Source organism: Micromonospora sp. IBHARD003, from assembly GCF_056106285.1.
Genome location: NZ_JBWBBX010000001.1, coordinates 7,653,383 through 7,672,465, shown reverse-complemented (window position 1 = coordinate 7,672,465; position 19,083 = coordinate 7,653,383). Strand labels below are relative to the sequence as shown.

Annotated in this window: 18 protein-coding genes; 9 read left to right on the top strand and 9 right to left on the bottom strand. The window is 67.7% G+C overall.

Going from position 1 to position 19,083, the window contains the following annotated elements; all coding sequences use genetic code 11:
* Positions 1 to 308 precede the first annotated feature (308 nt).
* Positions 309 to 1,250 carry a 4-hydroxybenzoate 3-monooxygenase gene (locus ACTWOL_RS33435; RefSeq protein ID WP_474300623.1) on the top strand — a complete coding sequence of 314 codons (942 nt, stop codon included), beginning with the start codon at positions 309 to 311 and terminating at the stop codon, positions 1,248 to 1,250.
* A gap of 1 nt (position 1,251) precedes the next feature.
* On the top strand, positions 1,252 to 1,521 hold the full coding sequence (locus tag ACTWOL_RS33430) for a hypothetical protein (protein WP_474300622.1): 270 nt from the start codon (positions 1,252 to 1,254) through the stop codon (positions 1,519 to 1,521).
* 564 nt (positions 1,522 to 2,085) lie between these two features.
* Here the strand turns inward: ACTWOL_RS33430 and ACTWOL_RS33425 are convergent.
* Together ACTWOL_RS33425 and ACTWOL_RS33420 are read right to left on the bottom strand one after the other, a co-directional pair.
* Positions 2,086 to 3,720 (bottom strand): RICIN domain-containing protein, encoded by a 1,635-nt coding sequence (locus ACTWOL_RS33425; protein WP_474300621.1) that lies wholly within the window; start codon positions 3,718 to 3,720, stop codon positions 2,086 to 2,088.
* 1,164 nt (positions 3,721 to 4,884) lie between these two features.
* Complete coding sequence (locus ACTWOL_RS33420) at positions 4,885 to 6,321, bottom strand: IS1380 family transposase (protein ID WP_474294504.1); 1,437 nt, start codon at positions 6,319 to 6,321, stop codon at positions 4,885 to 4,887.
* On the opposite strand from ACTWOL_RS33420, the gene ACTWOL_RS33415 reads away from it, so the two are divergent.
* Positions 6,226 to 7,653, top strand: a complete 1,428-nt coding sequence (locus ACTWOL_RS33415) for a condensation domain-containing protein (protein WP_474300620.1) — start codon at positions 6,226 to 6,228, stop codon at positions 7,651 to 7,653. The genes ACTWOL_RS33420 and ACTWOL_RS33415 overlap by 96 nt on opposite strands.
* Before the next feature lie 319 nt (positions 7,654 to 7,972).
* Here ACTWOL_RS33415 and ACTWOL_RS33410 read toward each other — a convergent pair whose 3' ends face one another.
* Positions 7,973 to 8,938: a pirin family protein gene (locus ACTWOL_RS33410; RefSeq protein WP_474300619.1), complete on the bottom strand. Its 966-nt coding sequence runs from the start codon at positions 8,936 to 8,938 to the stop codon at positions 7,973 to 7,975.
* Positions 8,939 to 9,303: 365 nt separating this feature from the next.
* On the opposite strand from ACTWOL_RS33410, the gene ACTWOL_RS33405 reads away from it, so the two are divergent.
* Positions 9,304 to 9,654 (top strand): tetratricopeptide repeat protein, encoded by a 351-nt coding sequence (locus ACTWOL_RS33405; RefSeq protein ID WP_474300618.1) that lies wholly within the window; start codon positions 9,304 to 9,306, stop codon positions 9,652 to 9,654.
* Positions 9,655 to 9,830: 176 nt separating this feature from the next.
* Here the strand turns inward: ACTWOL_RS33405 and ACTWOL_RS33400 are convergent, their stop codons facing one another.
* Both ACTWOL_RS33400 and ACTWOL_RS33395 read right to left on the bottom strand, forming a co-directional pair.
* Positions 9,831 to 10,214 (bottom strand): Zn-ribbon domain-containing OB-fold protein, encoded by a 384-nt coding sequence (locus ACTWOL_RS33400; protein ID WP_474300617.1) that lies wholly within the window; start codon positions 10,212 to 10,214, stop codon positions 9,831 to 9,833.
* Positions 10,215 to 10,324: 110 nt separating this feature from the next.
* Positions 10,325 to 11,143 carry a TetR family transcriptional regulator gene (locus ACTWOL_RS33395; protein ID WP_474300616.1) on the bottom strand — a complete coding sequence of 273 codons (819 nt, stop codon included), beginning with the start codon at positions 11,141 to 11,143 and terminating at the stop codon, positions 10,325 to 10,327.
* Between the two features lie 130 nt (positions 11,144 to 11,273).
* Between ACTWOL_RS33395 and ACTWOL_RS33390 the strand changes: the two genes are divergently transcribed.
* Both ACTWOL_RS33390 and ACTWOL_RS33385 read left to right on the top strand, forming a co-directional pair.
* Positions 11,274 to 12,053, top strand: coding sequence for an electron transfer flavoprotein subunit beta/FixA family protein (locus tag ACTWOL_RS33390; protein WP_474301081.1), 780 nt, complete (start codon positions 11,274 to 11,276; stop codon positions 12,051 to 12,053).
* 57 nt (positions 12,054 to 12,110) lie between these two features.
* Positions 12,111 to 13,073 carry an electron transfer flavoprotein subunit alpha/FixB family protein gene (locus ACTWOL_RS33385; RefSeq protein WP_474293960.1) on the top strand — a complete coding sequence of 321 codons (963 nt, stop codon included), beginning with the start codon at positions 12,111 to 12,113 and terminating at the stop codon, positions 13,071 to 13,073.
* A gap of 51 nt (positions 13,074 to 13,124) precedes the next feature.
* Here ACTWOL_RS33385 and ACTWOL_RS33380 read toward each other — a convergent pair whose 3' ends face one another.
* Complete coding sequence (locus ACTWOL_RS33380; protein WP_474300615.1) at positions 13,125 to 14,537, bottom strand: hypothetical protein; 1,413 nt, start codon at positions 14,535 to 14,537, stop codon at positions 13,125 to 13,127.
* A gap of 442 nt (positions 14,538 to 14,979) precedes the next feature.
* On the opposite strand from ACTWOL_RS33380, the gene ACTWOL_RS33375 reads away from it, so the two are divergent.
* Together ACTWOL_RS33375 and ACTWOL_RS33370 are read left to right on the top strand one after the other, a co-directional pair.
* Positions 14,980 to 15,324 (top strand): hypothetical protein, encoded by a 345-nt coding sequence (locus tag ACTWOL_RS33375; RefSeq protein WP_474300614.1) that lies wholly within the window; start codon positions 14,980 to 14,982, stop codon positions 15,322 to 15,324.
* Between the two features lie 3 nt (positions 15,325 to 15,327).
* Positions 15,328 to 15,945, top strand: coding sequence for a hypothetical protein (locus ACTWOL_RS33370; RefSeq protein ID WP_474300613.1), 618 nt, complete (start codon positions 15,328 to 15,330; stop codon positions 15,943 to 15,945).
* A gap of 129 nt (positions 15,946 to 16,074) precedes the next feature.
* Here the strand turns inward: ACTWOL_RS33370 and ACTWOL_RS33365 are convergent, their stop codons facing one another.
* Both ACTWOL_RS33365 and ACTWOL_RS33360 read right to left on the bottom strand, forming a co-directional pair.
* Positions 16,075 to 16,566 carry a cupin domain-containing protein gene (locus ACTWOL_RS33365; protein ID WP_474300612.1) on the bottom strand — a complete coding sequence of 164 codons (492 nt, stop codon included), beginning with the start codon at positions 16,564 to 16,566 and terminating at the stop codon, positions 16,075 to 16,077.
* Between the two features lie 116 nt (positions 16,567 to 16,682).
* Positions 16,683 to 18,125, bottom strand: coding sequence for a dihydrolipoyl dehydrogenase family protein (locus ACTWOL_RS33360; RefSeq protein ID WP_474300611.1), 1,443 nt, complete (start codon positions 18,123 to 18,125; stop codon positions 16,683 to 16,685).
* 146 nt (positions 18,126 to 18,271) lie between these two features.
* On the opposite strand from ACTWOL_RS33360, the gene trxA reads away from it, so the two are divergent.
* Positions 18,272 to 18,649 carry a thioredoxin gene (trxA, locus tag ACTWOL_RS33355; protein WP_474300610.1) on the top strand — a complete coding sequence of 126 codons (378 nt, stop codon included), beginning with the start codon at positions 18,272 to 18,274 and terminating at the stop codon, positions 18,647 to 18,649.
* Between the two features lie 158 nt (positions 18,650 to 18,807).
* Here trxA and ACTWOL_RS33350 read toward each other — a convergent pair whose 3' ends face one another.
* Complete coding sequence (locus ACTWOL_RS33350; protein WP_474300609.1) at positions 18,808 to 19,077, bottom strand: hypothetical protein; 270 nt, start codon at positions 19,075 to 19,077, stop codon at positions 18,808 to 18,810.
* Between the last annotated feature and the right edge of the window lie 6 nt (positions 19,078 to 19,083).

Sequence of the window (19,083 nt, the reverse complement as noted above, 5' to 3'; positions counted from 1 at the left end):
CGAGACTGGCGCCGTGAGCGCAACCCGGAGCACGGCGGCTGGAAAAGTCCTTGAGGTCCTCTCCGCCTTCGATCGGGAGCATCCGTCACAGACCCTGTCGGAGATAGCTCAGCGCACGGGGCTGGCCTTGAGGCATGAACCGCTCTTGCGGGCCGTGCGTGGCATCTCCGACGAGTTGGGCCGGCGTACCCGCACGACGGCCTGACATCCGACCGGGCTTCCGCCTGACGGAAACACCGGCGACCGGCTGCGGTCGTGACTGCCAACGTTCGGGTGTTCGGAACGTTCGCAGTTGCTCAGGAGATGCCATGGCCGACGCCGCCGTCGACACCGTTGCCTCGATACCCGTCGCTGTCATCGGTGCCGGTCCGGCCGGCCTGATGCTGGCGCATTTGCTCGGGCGCGCGGGCGTCGAGACGATCGTTGTCGACACGCGCACCCGGCACGAGATCGAGACGACCCAGCGGGCCGGCATCCTCGAGGCCGGTGCGGCGCGGGACCTGGTCGAGACCGGCGTCTCCGACCGGGTTCTGCGCGAAGGCCACGAGCACGAGGGCGTCGAGCTCCGGTTCGGAGGCCGGCCGCATCGCATCGACTTCAAGGAGCTGGTGGGCGCGTCGGTGTGGCTCTATCCGCAGACCGACGTGTTCATCGACCTGGCCGACGCACGGGACCGCGACGGCGGCACGGTCCATTTCGGTGTCAAGGACACCGAGGTCCTCGACGTCACGACCGCCGCTCCCCGGGTCCGCTACACCGCACCCGACGGGTCGCGTCACGAGATCCGGGCGCGGTACGTGGTCGGCGCGGACGGATCGCGCGGCATGTGCCGCGACCTGGTGTCCGAGGACCGGCGGGTGCGGTACGGCAAGGAGTACCCCTTCGCGTGGTTCGGCATCCTCGCAGAGGCTCCGACAAGCGCGCCCGAGCTGGTCTACGCCCACTCCGAGCACGGGTTCGCGCTGATCAGCCAGCGCACCGACTGCGTGCAGCGGATGTACTTCCAGTGCGACCCCGACGAGTCTGTCGACGCCTGGTCGGACGACCGCATCTGGGAGACCCTCCAGGCCAGGGTGGCGGGCCAGGACGGTTTCCGTCTCAAGGAAGGGCCGGTCCTGGAGAGGACGGTGCTGCGGTTCCGCTCGTTCGTGCAGGAGCCGATGCGCTGGGGCTCCCTGACCCTGGCGGGGCGACGCAGCGCACACGGTGCCGCCGACCGGCGCCCGCGGGCTCAACCTCGCACTGCATGACGTGAAGGTGCTCGCCGACGTCCTGCCGAGGGCCCTCGGCAGCGCAGGCGGGGCCGCGCTGGACGACTACCAACCTCGTGCCCTGCAACGGGTGTGGCGGGCGCAGAACTTCTCGTACTGGATGACCCAGCTGCTGCACGCCGCTCCCGGCGGTACGCCGTTCGACCTGCGGCGCCAGCTCGGAGAGCTCGACAACGTGGTGGGCACGCTCGCCGGACGCACCTACCTCGCCGAGCAGTACACCGGCTGGCCCGCCGGCTCCCCGCGCTGACCCCGACGGCCAACAGGAGACAGCGCATGATCATTGACTGTCACGGTCACTTCACCACCGGGCCGCCGCAGCTGGCGCAGTGGCGCGACCGGCAGTAAGCGGCAGCCGACACACCCGGGGCCGCGCACCTGCACCGCACATCATGCGCACCCACGAAGCCGCAGGTCAGAAGCCCTTCGCAGCCGGTTCGAGTACGGCAACTCACTCCACACTAAGCCTCATCGGAACCATGCGGATCGCTCGGGCCGGTCGGGCGGTACGAACCTGTACCTCCAACGGACCAGGACGACAGCGAGAGCGAAGCGGCATCAATGCTGATGTAGCGTCAGTAGAGTCAGCGTCAGGTCATCGTGAGGCTTACTGAATCCTCCCGCACTCGACCACACCCTGGACTCCCAACGACCGCGACGGAAGCCGCAGACAGCCGGCAAACGAGATTCCGCCAGAGGACTTCGGCCACGGCCTGCCCGTCGGACTGGCGGATCGGGAACCGCTGACTGCGGACGTGAGGCCGGGATTGATTTCCCGGCCTCGCGCCCTTCAACCTGGCCGCTCACTTACCCCTTACTGATTGCTGATGGTGAAGACTGCGTGCTTGTCGGTACCGACGAGTCCGCGAGAAGCTTTCAGGGTGTAGCCGTTGGCGTCGTCCACCCAGACGTACTTCCCGTTCGCATTGCTGTAGAGGACCGCCGTCTCGCCGTCGCTCTGCTGCTTGAGCTTGAACTTCTCCCACGGGCCGACTACGTCCGCCCTTGCCCGGAGATAACCGTACTTGGCTCCGGTCCAGCCCAGTTCTGCCGTGACGTACTTGTTGTTCGCGGTGGACTTGATGGCAACGGTCCCATCCGACTGCCATTCGAACTTGAACGTCTCCCAGGCGCCACGTGTGCCGCTGCCGGTCCACACCCTGCCGTAGTCGTCTCCCGCGCCGGCCAATGCAGCCCTGGCGAAGGCAAGGTTCGACTCCACTCGGATGGAATTCGGGGCATACGCTTTAGCCGATTGCATGCAGATTTGGTTGACCGATTTGTCGTGACAGTACACTACGACACTGTCCATGTTATTGGCCTCGGGCTGATCGTCTTTTGCAGTCACCGTGGAAGTTCCCTTACCGGAGAATGTCACACCCCGGTCATCTGTGAGCCTCCAGTCTCCGGTGACCGTCTTGTAAAGCTGAGAACGTACAATCCATCCCGTCGAACTCTTGGGAACGTCAAAATTATAGGCGACCGAGTGCGAATCCGTACCGGACCATTCGTGACCGTACTTGAAGGTGATCGCCGCCTTGATCTCCGCCCCAACCGGGCCGCCGTCACCCAGCTTCGCCGTCACCGAAAACTCGCTGCCGACCTCGATTTTATTCGTCCAGCTGGTCGTATGGATCACCGTGTCGGTGAATCTTTGCGGCAAACCGCTGGTGTTTTGGAGATATTCGGGCGTGAGATTCGTGTAAGCACCGCGAACAGCCGGGCTTTCGTTGGTTATGGTGTAACTCTTTGATGCGATCACAGAGCTTTCGTCACCAACCTGCTTCAGGCCGTACGCGACCGCCAGCGGGATCAGCGTATCCGTATGGTCGCCCCAATAGATCCAGTAATTGTCTTCGATTTTGTCCGCAACCCACCATATCTGACCCTTGGCCTGGTCGCTGTTGTACGGATGACACGGGTACAGTTGTACATTTGTACCGTCGCCTGCATTTCCGCCGGAGACGTCCATGCACTTGTCGTTGGCAGCGTTACGGATTACATAGGCCATCTGGTGGTTAGATTCCCAGTTTCCCGATTTTCCTGCCGGCTGAATATACCACTTCTGTGAAGTTTGCGAACCGCAGTCTCCCTGAAAGAGACCCCCAGAGACGCTTGAGTCGGGCGTATATCCATCCTTGGCTTCTACGCACAACCCACTCTTCTCACTTCGAATGGAGAGTGATCCGTCAGGCGCCTTAATGAAGGCCCACTTCTGATTGGAATTCCCAGTCCAGGCCCAGGTGTGAATTTTTGCACTACTGCTGGTGCTCACACCGGAAACATCAAGGACTTTGCGTTGCGATCCGCTACTACTCGGCGCATACAGGACGATGCACTTTCCGAGTACATTGTTGGAATCGGTGCAGACGTCGGCACCATGCGCCTTGCCAGTGACCACTGGAGATATCAGCAGACCAAGAGCAGCGAGGCAGGTTACCAGGATCATCGATATTAGACGGCTACTTCGATGGAGCGTCATGTAAATAGACCCCTAGCCTGGGACGTACATGCTGGAAAGCCGGGCTAAGTGGAGGTGAGCCACGGCCCGGCAGGAGCATCGACGCGTTCTCCCGACACAGTTGGGCGAGCGCGGATGAATCTTCATCCACGGGCTGCGGGCTTGGGAGAGTACAAGTACCTGTCTGTATACGCACATGCTGGTGCCCCCCGCCCGCCGGCGACGGCCGCCTCGTCCCCTGCGGGACACGCGGACTCGGTGCTGCACGAGCCTGTGCCCGGCAACAAGCTCCGCGTCACCGGCTACTTCCGGCTCCCCCGCACGCCGGACGAGCCGATGCGGCTGGTGCGTCACCGCGCTGTCCTTACCTCAGACCGCGCCGCTGATGACCGACCTAGCCAGTCCTGGCGATCGTCAAACGCAGCGACGACGTGCGCGGCTTCGTGGTACTGCGCAAACGTTCAGCCCGGATGCGGTCGGCCTCCTCCCTCAACTCTTCCACGCGGCGGCGAGCGACGAACTCGTGCTGTTCCAGCAGCCCCACGACCGCCGGCGTCCATGACCTCCACAGCAGCGGCGACACGACAGACCGCCACTCACACAGGATGGTCGACCCGGGCAGTGTTTGGAATGTGGGAGCTGTGACTGCTGAGTCTGCGGCCGCAATGGGTGAAGATCCGAAACAGGGGACGTCCTGTTGGGCACTGCGGTCGTTACCAGTCGAAGAGTGGTTGCGCTACGGCAGGTGAGAGTGAGGACCGCATGAGGCAGTTCCCCTTGGACGACCTGGTCATTGCACCCGGACGCGTGGTCGAGTGGCGGCTCCGGTGCAGCAGGCCGGGTGGCGTGGGAGGTGACGAGGGAGCTCGCAAGAGCGCCTCGTTCAACCAGGACAAACACTTGTCGGTGGTTGAGGAAGCACGCAAGGTGCACCAGTCGATCACCTCGTGGCTGGCCGTCACCTTCGAGGTACCGGGCAGGCTCGACAGAGTGGCACTAGCCTCGCCGTTTCGGTTGGGGTGATGAGACGTTGCTGATCGTCAGCTGTCGGGCGGGGAGGGCGATTCCGCCTTTTGGGGATGGCTGAGTCCCGGCGCGGTGGTCGGGTTCTCCGGGGTCTTTCGGGTCGTGGGCGGTCTGGGTGGTTGTTGATCAGCTGGCGGGACGGGGCAGTGCGGCGAGGCGGTGGAAGGCCGTGGCCAGTTCGTGTCTCCAGGGCCAGGTCGCCGATATCCGCAAGCGCAGGCGTCGGCCGCCGCGGGTGAGGCGGGCGGCGACGTGCAGCAGCCGGTAGCGGAGCTTCTTCGGCTCGGCGGTGGCCAGCTCCCCGTCCAGGAGCAGGATGCGGGTCCAGGCCAGTAGGTCGATCGCGGCGAGGCTGAGTTCGAGCCAGACGGCATTGATGGCGAAGTGGCGGGAGGGGAAGCGGCCGAAGCCGGTGGTCTTGCCGCACCGGATGTGGTCTTCGACGGTGGCATGCCCGCGGTGGCGGACCTCCAGGAACTGGGCGGAGCCACCGCCGCAGTAGGGGGTGTCGGTGAGGAACACCTGATGGCGCAGGCCCTCGTCCTGGTCGAACAGGGACAGCTGGGCTCCGGGGTGCGGTCGTTCACGGCGCACGATGATGCGGGTGCCGGGCGGAAAGCCAGCCAGGTCGACCATGCCGGTCAGCTCGGCGACCTCGGCTCCCTCTCGCAGTGTTCCGTTCTGGTCCAGGGCGGGATGCCAGAGGCGGTCGGGCACCGAGCGGATCGCGCGGCGGACCGGCTCAGTGACCGCGTATCCGGCGGAGAACCGCAGGTCCAGCCCGTGCTCGCGCAGGTGACGGATGTGGGCGAGGAAGGCTTTCGCGGATCCTGCGCTGTCGGCGCGGACCAGGATCTGGGTTCCGTGCCGGTGAGCGTCGGGGATCTGCGCGAGGGCCTGGTCGAGGACCGCGATGTGATCGGCGGCGGTGTTGGCTCCGGCGTTGCCAGGCCGCAGTCGCGCCGACATGGCCTCGCCGGTGTTGGCCAGGAAGCACACCAGCGGGTGGAACCCGAAGCCGCCTTTGTAGGTGGGTGCGGCCGCTTCTTTCTCGGAGTGGCAGGCGACCAGTGTGGCGTCGAGGTCCAGGACCAGGCCGGGCAGTTCGCGCGCTGCGGCGGTCACTGCGGGTATGCCCTCACGGGTCTCGGCGGCTTGCAGCCAGGCGACCTCCCGAGCCGAAGTGCGGGCCGCTCGCATCGAAGCGAGTACGGCCTCGTCCATGTCGGCGAGCAGCCGCCAGGCCGTGGGCGTGGAGGCCACCGGGCCGAACATCTCGGCCTGGTCCCGCAGCACGGCCAGATCCGTGATGGCCTCGCCGCCATCGGCGAGCATCACCGCGAGATCGGTGGCGATCCGGCCCGGATCATGCCCGGTCCCGCGCGGCCGAAGCGGCCTGAGCGCGGTGGAGTACGCACTGGTCAGCCCGGTGGCATCGGCAAGATCAGCCAGCATCCGTGCCCCGGCATGCCCGACCACACCCGAACCGTCAGCGGAGACATGGAGCTTGGGACGAGAACCGATACCCTTCACGCAGAAAGTGCCTTCCGCTTGGACCGACATAACCCCTCGACAAGGTTCATCGTTCCAGCTCAGAAGGCACTTTCGTACTTCCGCCCCACGCCCGGACTCATCCCAACCGAAACGGCGAGGCTAGAGTCCGCGCTGCTGCACCTCGCGCGCCGCCACGAGGTACTGCGCTGCGAGTTCCAGCGTCTGGCCGGCGACCTGTCATGTGATCCCATTGCCGCCGACCACATCGGACTGGAAGCCGTCGACATGGGCGACTTCGACTCCACGGACGAGCTCCTTGCCTTCCTGTCGAAGAGTTTCCACAAGAACACGGACGTACTTTCCTGGCCCCTGTTCCTGATGGGAGCGGTTATCCGGGACAACAGCTCCTCTACCGTGTACCTGGCCTTCGACCACATCGTGGCCGACGGCGCGTCGCTGCCCAACGTCGTCAACGACATCCAGATCGCCTATGCGGCCTTCTCTCAAGGACGTGAGGTCGCGCTCCCAACCGCAGGAAGCTACTTGGACTTCGCGCACGAGCAGCGGAACCGGTACCTGTCCATCGATGCCGATGATGAGCGCCTCTCCTACTGGAAAGAGTTCATGGCGCGCAACGGCGAATTCTTTCCACGGTTCCCGTTGGATCTCGGAGTCGAGCCGGGGCGTATGTACCCGACGGTGAACGAAGCGGACAGGCTGCTGGACGTACCGGAGACCGAGGCACTGGCGGCCCGGTGCGAGGAAGCTGGCGGGAGCCTGTTCATGGGGCTCCTCGTAGCAGTGGCAGTGTCCCTCCGGACTCTGGGTGGTCCAGACATCTACCGGGGATTCATGCCGGTCAGTGAACGTGGCCGGGGACACTGGAAGCATTCCGTTGGGTGGTTCGTCAATACATTGCCCATCGAATTCTCCGTGGAGGATGGCAAATCTTTCACAGACACCATGACCGACGTTCGGGCGAACTTCACCAAGATGATGCGAAACATCGACGTGCCTTTTGTACGGGCATGGCAACTACTCGCCCCTCAGTATTTTACGGACGTCACCTCCTGGCCATTCCCGGTCAACTACTTCTCGTACATGGACTCAAGAAAGTTCGCTGGGGCTGAGCACCACCCTGAATGGCAACCGGCAGCTCACGTATGGGCCTCGTGTGCGAATGGAACCTGCTCTTGGTTCCAGCGGGACGAGGCAGTCGGCCTCTACGTGAACTCCATCTATGCCGACACCCCGCAGGCACGCGGGACCATGGCCGCGGTGCACCGCACTCTGCAGGAGACCCTGCAGGAGTTGTCGAGCTCCGGCACGTTGCGGCGGGGTGCAGTCAGTGTCCCCTCGCCACGGGCATTCGCGGTGGGCAGCCCAACAGGCCACAAGTAGAGCCAAAGAGGGGTAAGAGCGGGAGGCACGATGTCCCACTCGCCTGTCACGGGGCTTCCCGGGGCCGAGGCTTTGAGATGTCGATCGCGGCCGTGGAACGATCCCGAAATGGCTCGCGGAGCCGCAAGCCCCGGGACCGTCGGCAGGTCTTCGATGGGATCTGGTCGCGGGCCAGGACCGGCTCGCCGCCCCTGGACGGCCTGGCGGCCGAACCAGCCGACCACGCCATCGGCCGGTCGCGGGGCGGCCTGACGGCAAAGATCCATCTCGCCGTCGACGCCTCCTTCCACGTCTTGGCCGCCGCCGTCACCGCCGGCATTCAGCGCACCCGCCCCCGCGGTTTCAGCGCCACCGGCGGGAGCTCAGGAGCAGGCAGTCGACCCCCGTCGTAGCCCCCCACTTCACCAAACCGAGTGCCCTTCATCCAGTCCTCCCGGGCCTGCGCGATGTCCTCATGGGAGCGGCCGATGAAGTTCCACCACATGACGATCTCCTCCTCGAACGGCTCGCCGCCGAGGAGCATCAGTCCCGTGTCGGACGCGGCACGCAGCGGCAGTTCACGGCGGCCGCAGCCCAGGTAGAGCATCGATCCGGGCAGCATGGGCACCCCGTCGACGTGAGCTTCGCCGGACATGGACAGTACGGCGTACTCGAAGTCCGGCTCGAGAGGCACGCTCGTCTCGGTGCCGCCGCTCAGCGCCAGGTCCGCGCCGACGATCGGGGTGTATGCGGTGCCGGGGGAGGTGGCGCCGTCGAGTTCGCCGAGGATGAGCGTGGCGGTGAAGCCGGGTGCGGTGACACGCGGCAGTTCCGGATGGTGCTCGAAGTGGGGCTCCACATGGCGGTGGGCCTCGGGCAGCGCCACCCACAGCTGGGCACCGTGCAGAAAGCGGGCGTGCGGCTTCGGGCTCTCCTCGGAGTGGCTGATCGCCCGGCCAGAGGTCATGATGCCGAGCTGGCGCGGTCGGATCGTCTGCAGGCTGCCGACGCTGTCGCGGTGCAGCACCTCGCCCTGGTGCAGCCAGCTGACCGTCTGCAGCCCCATGTGCGGATGGGGCGGGACCTGCATGCCGGGCTCGTCGGCGATGTCGTCGGGACCGTAGTGGTCGACGAAGCACCAGGCACCGATCATGCGGCGGCCCAGATTGGGGAGCAGCCGGCGGACCTCGGTGGACTCACCGAGCTGGACACGGCGGGGGTTGAGGAGCTCACGTACCGGCTCGGCGACGACGAAGCCGCGTCCGCCGCAGACGGACAGTGCGGCCTGACGATCAAGATTGCTCATAGCGCCCAAACTAGTCCCGCGCGCGGCGGGCCACAAAGCCTTGCGAAGGATGCGACCTTCGCCTGCGGCGTGAGCTACGCCGTGGCGTCCGTCCGGCTACTCGCCCCTGACAAGGGGGTGTTCGGCCGAGAGCGGCGCCGGGTCCGATCCTGGGTGGCACCGATGGCGGGTGGCCGTCATGGCGATCGGTTGACGACACCGTCGCGCGGGAGGTGGCGGGCGAAGACCGAGCCGGCGAACCTGCGAGGGTCGGCGTATCTGTAGTGGAATATTCAACAACCCTGGTCGGTTGCGAGGGGTGCCGGGCGCGCCGCGACTCCCGGAGACCCGGTCGGACCCGGTCGGCCCCGCGGACAGGAGGACACATGAGCGAGCACTACTACGAGTTCGGAACCCCGGCGGACCGCTGGGATCGTGCCCGGATGTTCTTCGAGGCCAGGGAGTACCTCACCGCGGCGCGGATCCTCGGTGGGCTCGTGGCCGAGGCGCCCGAGCAAACCGCGACGAGGCTCCTGCTGGCGCGGGCGTACTACCACTCGGCGCAACTCGGGAAGGCCGAGAAGGAGTTGCGGGCCGTTCTGGAGCGGGACCCGGTGGAGCACTACGCCCGGCTCATGCTCGGGCGCACCCTGGAGCGGCAGGGACGGGACACGGAGGCCGCGCCGCATCTGCGTATGGCGGCGGCGATGTCGGGAGAGCTGCCCGGCACCTCTTAGGTCCTGTCCGGACACGGCGGGCGGGAGTGCCGCCCGGGGCCCGGGGTCCCCCGACGACGGGGAAACACGAGGCGCGCACGAGCGAGGCGGCGCAACGGGTCACTGCGCGGGCACGGCGGACCGGTGGTCGCGGACCAGTGGCACGGCCGCCGATCGCCTCGCCTCACCCCGGCAGATCAGTAGCGGTCCCCGCGGCCGCCCGGCTCGCAGACCTCGAAGACCGCTTCCCCGGCGTCCATGTCCCAGCCGGCGGCCGGGCGCACCCGGGCTCCGACCCACACGAGATGGGGGTCGATGCCGATGACGCGGCAGCGGAACATGAAGCCCTCGGGGAAGCGGATCAGCGATTCGTTGCGCGCCACGGCGGTGTTGCGGTGGACGACGCTGGTACGGACGACGATGCCGGTGCCCTCGCTCTGCACGGAGTCCAGGTCACTGGAGGCGCATACGGGACACAGCAGCCGCCGGAATGCGGCGGTGCCGCACCACCGGCACCGCTGGTAGGTGAGTGGGGTTTCCTGACGCACCGCCGTCGCGGTGCCGGATTCTTGCTTCAGCACGTCTCGACTCCTGCCCTTGGCCGGATCTGCGCCGTCATCGCATCGACGCGAGGGCACCGTATGGCACTGAGTGTCGAGTAGTAAAGATACTCAGTGCCATCTTCTGGCGATCATTGCGCGTCGAGCGCCGCTTCGATGCTCTGGACCACCCTCCACATCGGGGCGCCCCGCCGGGTGACCAGCACGACGACGTCGTCCTCGACGCCGGGTTCACCGGCGGTGCCCATGCCCTCGGGAATTTCGGCCACGGGCGCGGCCGTACGAGCCGGGGCCGCCGGCGTCTCGCTCGCGTCCCGGCCTGCAGCCGCCCCCCACACCTCCATGACGAGGCCGAGCGCATGGTCCACCGCGGCCTCGGCATCTCCCTCACCGCCCGAACGCAGCCAGGAGCGCAGGGCGTTGTTGTGTGCGGCGACCACTGCCGCGGCGATCACATCGGCCCGCAGCGCCCCGTCGGAGTCACCGGCGCACCGGCCCCGCAGATACCCGGCCATGGTGCGCTCGTAACGGCGGACCACGGACAGCTCGTACGTGCGCAGCCCGGGCACCTCGCGGGTGAGCCGGTAGCGCTGCACGGAGAACTCGGGATCGGCCGCGTACATGCGCAGCACCAGCCGGGCCGCGTCGCAGACCCGGGCGACGGGGTCGCCGCCGGCACCCGCGGCCTCCAGGAATTCGGTCATGTCGGCCAGACAGCGTTCATGATCGGGGAAGACCGCGTCCTCTTTGGACGGGAAGTAGCGGAAGAACGACCGGCGACCGACCCCTGCCCGGGCCACGATGTCGTCGACCGTGGTCTGCTCGTACCCACGCTCCAGGAACAGCTGGAACGCCGCCTCGGCGAGCACGTCCCGCATGGGGGCCTTGGCCTGCGGGCCCGCGCCCGGGGCTGCGGCGGTTGCTCCACCTCGTCTGCGCACCTCGGTCATGCGGGGAACCTAACACCGGATCGTCATTTTGGCACTGAGTACCTTTACTGCGGGAACTGAGTGCCATAGTCTCACTCCGGCGACCATGCGCCATCAGCGGAACCCAGTCAGTAGGAGAGCCGGCGTGAGCTTGAGGATCGTTGTCTGTGTGAAGTACGTGCCCGATGCCACCGGTGACCGGCACTTCGCCGATGACCTGACCGTCGAGCGGGATGATGTGGACGGTCTGCTGTCGGAGCTGGACGAGTACGCGGTCGAGCAGGCGCTGCAGATCGCCGACGAGGCGGACGAGGCGGAGGTCACGGTGCTGACCGTGGGTCCGGAGGACGCCAAGGACGCGTTGCGCAAGGCGTTGTCGATGGGTGCCGACAAGGCCGTCCACGTCGAGGACGACGATCTGCACGGCAGTGATGTGATGGGCACGTCGCTGGTGCTGGCCAAGGCGATCGAGAAGACCGGCTATGACCTGGTGATCTGCGGTATGGCCTCCACCGACGGCACCATGGGTGTGCTGCCGGCCATCCTCGCCGAGCGTCTGGGTGTCCCGCAGGTCACCCTGCTGTCCGAGGTTTCGGTCCAGGACGGCACGGTCAAGGGCCGGCGTGACGGGGACAGTGCCAGCGAGCAGCTGGAGGCCGCCCTGCCCGCGGTGGTGTCGGTGACGGACCAGTCGGGTGAGGCCCGCTACCCCTCCTTCAAGGGCATCATGGCCGCGAAGAAGAAGCCGGTTCAGTCGTTGGACCTGTCCGACCTCGAGATCGAGGCGGAGGAGGTCGGTCTTGAGGGTGCCTGGAGCGCGGTCGACTCCGCGGCCCAGCGTCCGGCCCGTAGCGCGGGCACGATCGTCAAGGACGAGGGCGAGGGCGGTAAGCAGCTCGCGGAGTTCCTCGCGAGCCAGAAGTTCATCTGAGCTTCGGTCAACCGCTAGTCGTCCCGCATCCTTTGCAAGCAGGAGAGAAGAAGTCCCATGGCTGAAGTTCTCGTCTACGTCGATCACGTCGACGGTGCCGTTCGCAAGCCCACGCTGGAGCTGCTGACGCTGGCTCGTCGTCTGGGTGAGCCGGTCGCCGTCGCTCTCGGTTCCGGCGCCGAGGCCACCGCCGGCGTCCTCGCCGAGCACGGTGCCGTCAAGGTCCTGACCGCCGATGCCCCCGAGTTCGCCGACTACCTGATCGTCCCGAAGGTCGACGCCCTGCACGCCGCCTACGACGCCGTGTCGCCCGTGGCGGTGCTGGTGCCGTCCTCCGCGGAGGGCAAGGAGATCGCGGGCCGTCTCGCGGTCCGGATCGGCTCCGGCATCATCACCGACGCCATCGACCTGGAAGCCGGCGAGCAGGGCCCGGTGGCCACCCAGTCCGCGTTCGCCGCCGCGTTCACCACCAAGTCCCGCGTCTCCAAGGGCACCCCGGTCATCACCGTGAAGCCGAACTCGGCCCCGGTCGAGCCCGCCCCCGCCGCCGGCACCCCCCAGGCGCTGACCGTGTCCTTCACCGCACAGGCCACCGGCACCAAGATCGTCTCCCGCACCCCGCGCGAGTCCACCGGCCGCCCCGAGCTGACCGAGGCCGCGATCGTGGTCTCCGGTGGTCGTGGCGTCAACGGCGCCGAGAACTTCGCGGTCATCGAAGCCCTCGCCGACTCCCTCGGTGCCGCCGTCGGCGCCTCCCGCGCCGCGGTCGACGCCGGCTGGTACCCCCACTCCAACCAGGTCGGCCAGACCGGCAAGTCCGTCTCCCCCCAGCTCTACATCGCCTCCGGCATCTCCGGCGCCATCCAGCACCGAGCCGGCATGCAAACCTCCAAGACCATCGTCGCCATCAACAAAGACGCCGAAGCCCCGATCTTCGAACTCGTCGACTACGGCGTCGTCGGCGACCTCTTCGACGTCGTCCCACAGCTGACCGAAGAGGTCAAGACCCGCAAGGGCTGAGCCCACCAGGACCCAACACACCACACCTGAACACAACGCCTCAACACGGCGTCATGGGGCGGACGGGCTCCGGGACTGTTTGACCGGTTCCGGACCGTCCGCCCCGGCGTTCTCCTGGGCCAGGAACTCCACCACCGCCAGGACGAACAGGAGGACCAGCGCGATCCCGAGGACGACCCAGCCCGTGGGATAGCTCCACAGGATGAACACCAGCAGCGCGACGGCCACCAGCACCCAGGTGATCCAGGACCGGTAGCGCCGTACGAACGGGCCGACGGGGCCGGTGCGCAGACCCGCACGGTCGGCCGTGGAGCGCACCGCGCTGATGCCGGAGATCCACAGCTGCCGTACGAGGGTGGCGTAACGGCCGGGACCACTGAGCCAGGCGGCGAGTGCCACCACCACGCCCAGCGCGATGGTCACCCGGATCATCGTGCGCAGATAACGGGTCAGGGTGTCGTAGATCGTGCCCGCCGCGGCCTGCGAGACGCTGTCCGGCAGTGCGTTCAGATACACGACCCGGAACACGGTGAGCGCGACGCCGAGGAGCACCGCGGCGAAGGCGAGACCGAGCACGCCCGCGACCAGGGCGCGCCGACGGTGCCTGGACAGCAGTACACCGGCGATGACCAGCAGTACCGCGATGATCGGCAGCCAGACACCGGCGATCTCGAGGAGCCGGAAGGCCGTCTTCACCCGCCCGATGTTGTCGGACCGCAGGACCGTGAAGTCGGTGTGCACCTCGGGGATCTTCGACGCGACCGTCAGCCCGTCGTCGACGAGGCGCTGTTTGACCCGATCGACGACCGGCCCGAGGTCGACGGTGACCGAGTCGTTGTTGATCGTCACCGTGCTGTCGGCGCTGCCGGTCAGGGCTTTGACCAAGGCGGCGTGGGCATCACGGTTGGCGTCGATCCAGATCGTCTTGAAGGTGCCCGAGGCGAGGATCTCCTGGGTCTTGTCCTGGACGAAGCTACGCAGGGCGCTCTCCAGGGAATTGCCGACCCGGCCGAGGAGCTTCTCCAGCAACGGACGGTCCGCCGGGGCGACCTCTTCCAGCAGTGCGGCGAGGTCGATGTGCTCCATCACCGCATTGGTGACCCGGTTCGCCGCGGCCGCCTGGACGTCGGCGTCGGACGCGAGCGGGGCAACCGTGGCCACGTACCGGTCGGTGTCGCCGATCTCGTCCGCCGTCCATGCGGCGACGACACCGAACGGCGCCAGGATGCAACCGAGGACGATGAGGAGCGCGGCGATGAAGGATCGCACCCTGTGCCGGGGCGTACGTGTCGCGGCCCGCGCCTCGAGCGCGTCGATGCGGCTCTGCAAGCGTTCGAGCTCGATGCGATCGTCGCCCCCGCCCGCCGCGGGGGCACGGTCCGCGCCCCCGCCCGGCTCCCGCGCTCCGTCGCCCCGCGCTCGGTCGCCCGGTGCTCCGCTGTCCGGCGCTCCGTTGTCCGGCATGGCACATCCTCCCCGGTACGTCTGGGTGGTCCCAGCAGATCCCGGGGAGGGGGCACGCGCGAGTCACATGGTCCATCCGGGTGCCGGACGGGACCGGGATGGGCTCGTCCGGCACCCGGACAAGCAGGGCATCACGTACCGCGTCCATGAGCCTGGGGTGGGGTGCGAGCCAGAGAGCAAGACGTGCTCCCGCGGCCTGCAGGGAGGCGGTGTGGGGTCCCGCGGTCCAGGTGAGAGATTGCCCGGCTGTCCAGATGCCGATCGTCACATCACTGTTCAGCGCGCCTCAGCGGCAGCTGATGATCCTTCAACTACCTGACGTCAGAAGGCGCTTCAGTCAGGCCCGATATGCCATGTATATCCATACTTCAGGGACGACTTGACGGGCACACAGCAGACTCTTAGGTCGCCTTACCTAATTTTCGACCGAAACAATTCGGCCATGTCTACGCCGCTGCTGCGCTCACTCGCGGCCACCGCTCCGCTCTCTCCCGCCCCGGCGGCCTGCGCCTGCCCCATAACCGGCAAAGCCGACAAGGCTCACGCGAAGAGGCAGGCAAAGGAGACGGCACCGGTGGGTGTGGCACCTCAGCACGCGGTGCTGGAGGCTGAGATCACGGCGCGGCGTGGACGGACCACGGCTGGTGGGTACCGCGGCGGCTACTTCGTCGAGGCGGCGCCACAGCCGCCGGCCTTCGCGCGGCACGGCGTCAGTGGCGAGAGGCCCGCGCCGAGCGAAGCCGTCACCGTCACGTTCCCCACCGCGGAACCGAAGGCCGGGAGCTGACCGGTGGCCCTGACATCCGAGAGACCCATGGCCGCTTCGTACGCCCGGCGCGCCGAAGGCAGTGAGCGACCGTCGCCCGACGGCCGCGAAGCCCCCCACCCTGCGCCCACACCGCTGTGGGCTCTTGCTGCGGTGGGGGTCCTGAGCTGCGCAGTCCTGGCCATCGCGTGCTGGATATCCGGTCATATACACCCTGACGCCCTCCTGCACACCATCGCTCGCTTCCTCCATGTCGCTGCCCTCGTCGTCGGCCTTGGTGCCGTGCTCGCCGTCGACTGGTTCGCCATCCTGCGGCTGCTCGGCCGACGCCGGTCGGCCGACGTCCTGAACACGGCCGGCACCCTTCAGGTGCCCATCTGGGGCGGACTGGCCGGGCTGGTCGTCACCGGGCTGTTCCTCCGCCCGGACATGTCGTCGACGCTGACCCTGGTCAAAATCGGACTCGTCTTTGCCGTCACCATCAACGGCCTGTACGCCCACCGGCTCGGCCAGCACCTCGACCGCTACCGCGATGAGACGGTCCCCCGCGGTCTCCTGGTCCGGTCGGGCGTTGCCGCGAGCGTCAGCCAGCTCGGCTGGTGGGGCGCAAGCCTCATCGGCTTCCTCAACAGCCAGTCCTGAGCCGGTCCTGACACCGGAAGACTTGCGCGAGGGCCTTGAAGCCGTCCGCGTCGCCCGCACCCGGGTCGCGTACCCGGTCAGGACAGACAACGCACGCAGCCGCGTCCATGGAGACGAAGGCAAGGTGCCTCAAGACCTGTCCGGTGGAGCCTCGTGGGAACGGGTCCGGTAGCGGCTGCGGAATTCGGCCAGCAGTTCGTCGGTCGCCTCGGCCCCGGCGCTCATGGCGGCGTGGACGTCACGGAAGTAGTCCTCGTAGCCGGCGGGGGTGTACAGGCACAGCGCGCGGGCGGGGACCGGGCCCGCGTTGCGGAAGCCGTGCGGGGTGCCGCGGGTGGCGGCGAGCAGATCGCCGGGGCCGGCCGTCACCTCACCGTCTCCGGTGTGGAGGGTCAACTCGCCTTCGAGGACGTAGAAGTACTCGTCATGTCCGTCGTGCACATGTGGCCTGGCGCCGATCGTGCCGGGTGCCAGACTGAACTCCTCGAAGGCGAAGTGCCCACCCGTGTGCTCGCCGGTGAGACGGAAGAAGTGCGCGACACCGGCCACGTCTATGAGTTCGCCGTCCTGACGGCGGCGCAGCAGCGCACGGGCGGGCGTTCCGGCCTGATGATCGGTCATGCGGGCATTGTGGCTCACGCGGTCTCGCGTCAGTCCAGTGTCTTTTTCGTGGAAGTGAGCGTCTCGTCGTACACGACCGCGGCCGGCACGCGCCCGGGCGGGCGGTGATCAGCTCTTCACAGCGGGCGCTGGCCGCGGTACGTCTCGAGCAGCCGCAGCCACACCTCGCTGATGGTCGGGTACGCCGGGACCGCGTGCCAGAGCCGGTTGATCGGGACCTCGCCCGCCACCGCGATCGTGGCCGAGTGGAGCAGTTCGCCGACTCCCGGTCCGACGAAGGTGACCCCGAGCAGGATCTCCCGGTCGAGGTCGACGACCATGCGGGCACGGCCGCGGTAGTTGTCGAGATACAGCCCGGCTCCCGCGACCGAACCGAGCTCGTAGTCGACGGCACGCACACTGCGGCCGGTGGCCTCGGCTTCGGCGAGCGTCAGTCCGACCGATGCCGCCTCGGGGTCGGTGAAGACGACCTGGGGGACGGCGTCGTGGTCGGCGGTCGCGGAGTGCGCTCCCCAGCGGTCGGTCTCGAGAAGAGGGACGTGCTGGGCACGGGCGGTGATGGCGGCGCCCGCGATCCGTCCCTGGTACTTGCCCTGATGGGTCAGCAGCGCGCGGTGGTTGACGTCACCGACCCCGTAGAGCCACTGGGTTCCCTTCACCAGGCAGCTGTCGTCGACCGGCAGCCAGGAACCCGGCTCGATGCCGACCGTCTCCAGACCGATGTCCTCGGTGCGCGGGGCACGTCCGGTGGCGAAGAGGACCTCGTCGGCGTCGATCAGCTCGCCGTCCTCGAGGACCACGGTGACCGGTCCCGAGGCACCGTCGCGCCGCACGGCGGCCACCGACACCTCGGTGCGGACCGTGGCGCCGGCCTCGGTGAGTGCCTCCACCACGTGGTCGCTGACGAAGGGTTCCATACGCGGCAGCAGTCCCTTGCCCCGGACCAGCATGGTGACCTGGGAGCCGAGGGCCTGCCAAGCGGTGGCCATCTCGGTGCCCACCACTCCCCCGCCGACGACGACGAGTCGCCCCGGCACGGCCTTCGCGCTGGTCGCCTCGCGGCTGGTCCATGCCCGGGCGCCGGCCAGGCCGGGCAGGTCGGGCAGCACGGCCCTGGTGCCGGTGCACACGGCGACGGCGTGTCGTGCGGTGAGTACGTGGTGCTCGCCCTCGGGTCCGCTGACGACGACCTTCCTGGGGCCGTGCAGCCTTCCGTGGCCCCGGTAGAGGCGGGCTCCGGTCGAGTCCAGCCAGGTGACCTGGCCGTCGTCCTTCCAGTGCGAGGCGTACTCGTCCCGGTGGGCGAGGACGGCGCCGGCGTCCAGCGGACCGCGGACCGTCTCGCGTACGCCCGCGACCCGCCTGGCTTCCGAGTGGATGATCACCGGCCTCAGCAGTGCCTTGCTCGGCATGCACGCCCAGTACGAGCACTCGCCGCCGACGAGCTCGCTCTCCACCACGGCCGTGCTCAGTCCCGCGGCCCTTGTCCTGTCGGCTACGTTCTCCCCGGTGGGACCCGCACCCAGCACCACCACGTCGTACTCCACAGGTTCCGTCATACGCACAAGTCTGGTGCCACGTGTGCGCCGGGGCCACATGGGCAGGCGGAATACGGCTCGCCCGGTACACGGTTGTGCTGAGAGTCCCCGGGCCCGCCAGGGCGCAGGGAAGAGTCCCGACGGACAGCAGGAAGAGGTAGGAAGCAATGAGCACCATCGAGCTCACCAAAGACAACTTCGATCAGGTCGTGTCGGAGAACGAATTTGTCCTGATCGATTTCTGGGCTTCCTGGTGCGGTCCGTGCCGCCAGTTCGCTCCCGTCTACGAGAAGGCGTCCGAGCGTCATACCGACCTCGTCTTCGCAAAGGTGGACACGGAGGCGCAGCAGGAGCTGGCAGCGGCCTTCGAGATCCGCTCGATTCCCACGCTGATGATCGTCCGGGACAAGGTCGCCGTCTTCGCCCAGCCCGGGGCTCTCCCGGAGCCGGTGCTGGAGGATGTGATCGGCCAGGCGCGCGGGCTGGACATGGACGAGGTACGCAAGTCCATCGCGGACGCGCAGGCCGCGGAGCAGGCACAGTGAGCAGGTGCCCGGGCGCCGTCACCGACGGCGCCCGGGCACCTTCCTCAACGGGTGTGCGTACCGGGGTGGTTGGGGGAGCCGCGGGGACCGGCCCCCTCAGTGGTGGCCGGCACGGCGGGCCGGTCACCGAGCCCGCCGAGCCGGCGGGCCGGGCGCTTTCAGTTCTGCGAGTACTCCGACACGAGTGCGGTCAGTCCGTAGTCCAGCTCCGTGCCGTCCACCAGCAGAGCCTCCACGGTGAGCGTCGCCGGATCGATGTCGGCGGTGATGCCGTGACCGGCGTAGCGCGGGTAGCCCGACGCGCCCGTCTCGCCGGTGAACTCGACGGTCGCCGAGCGCACCGCGCTGTCCTCCACCGTCGCACCGGAGCGGTCCACGACGTGGGAGGGCACCAGGAGGACCTCGAACCGGCGCGGCGCAGTACTCATGCCCAT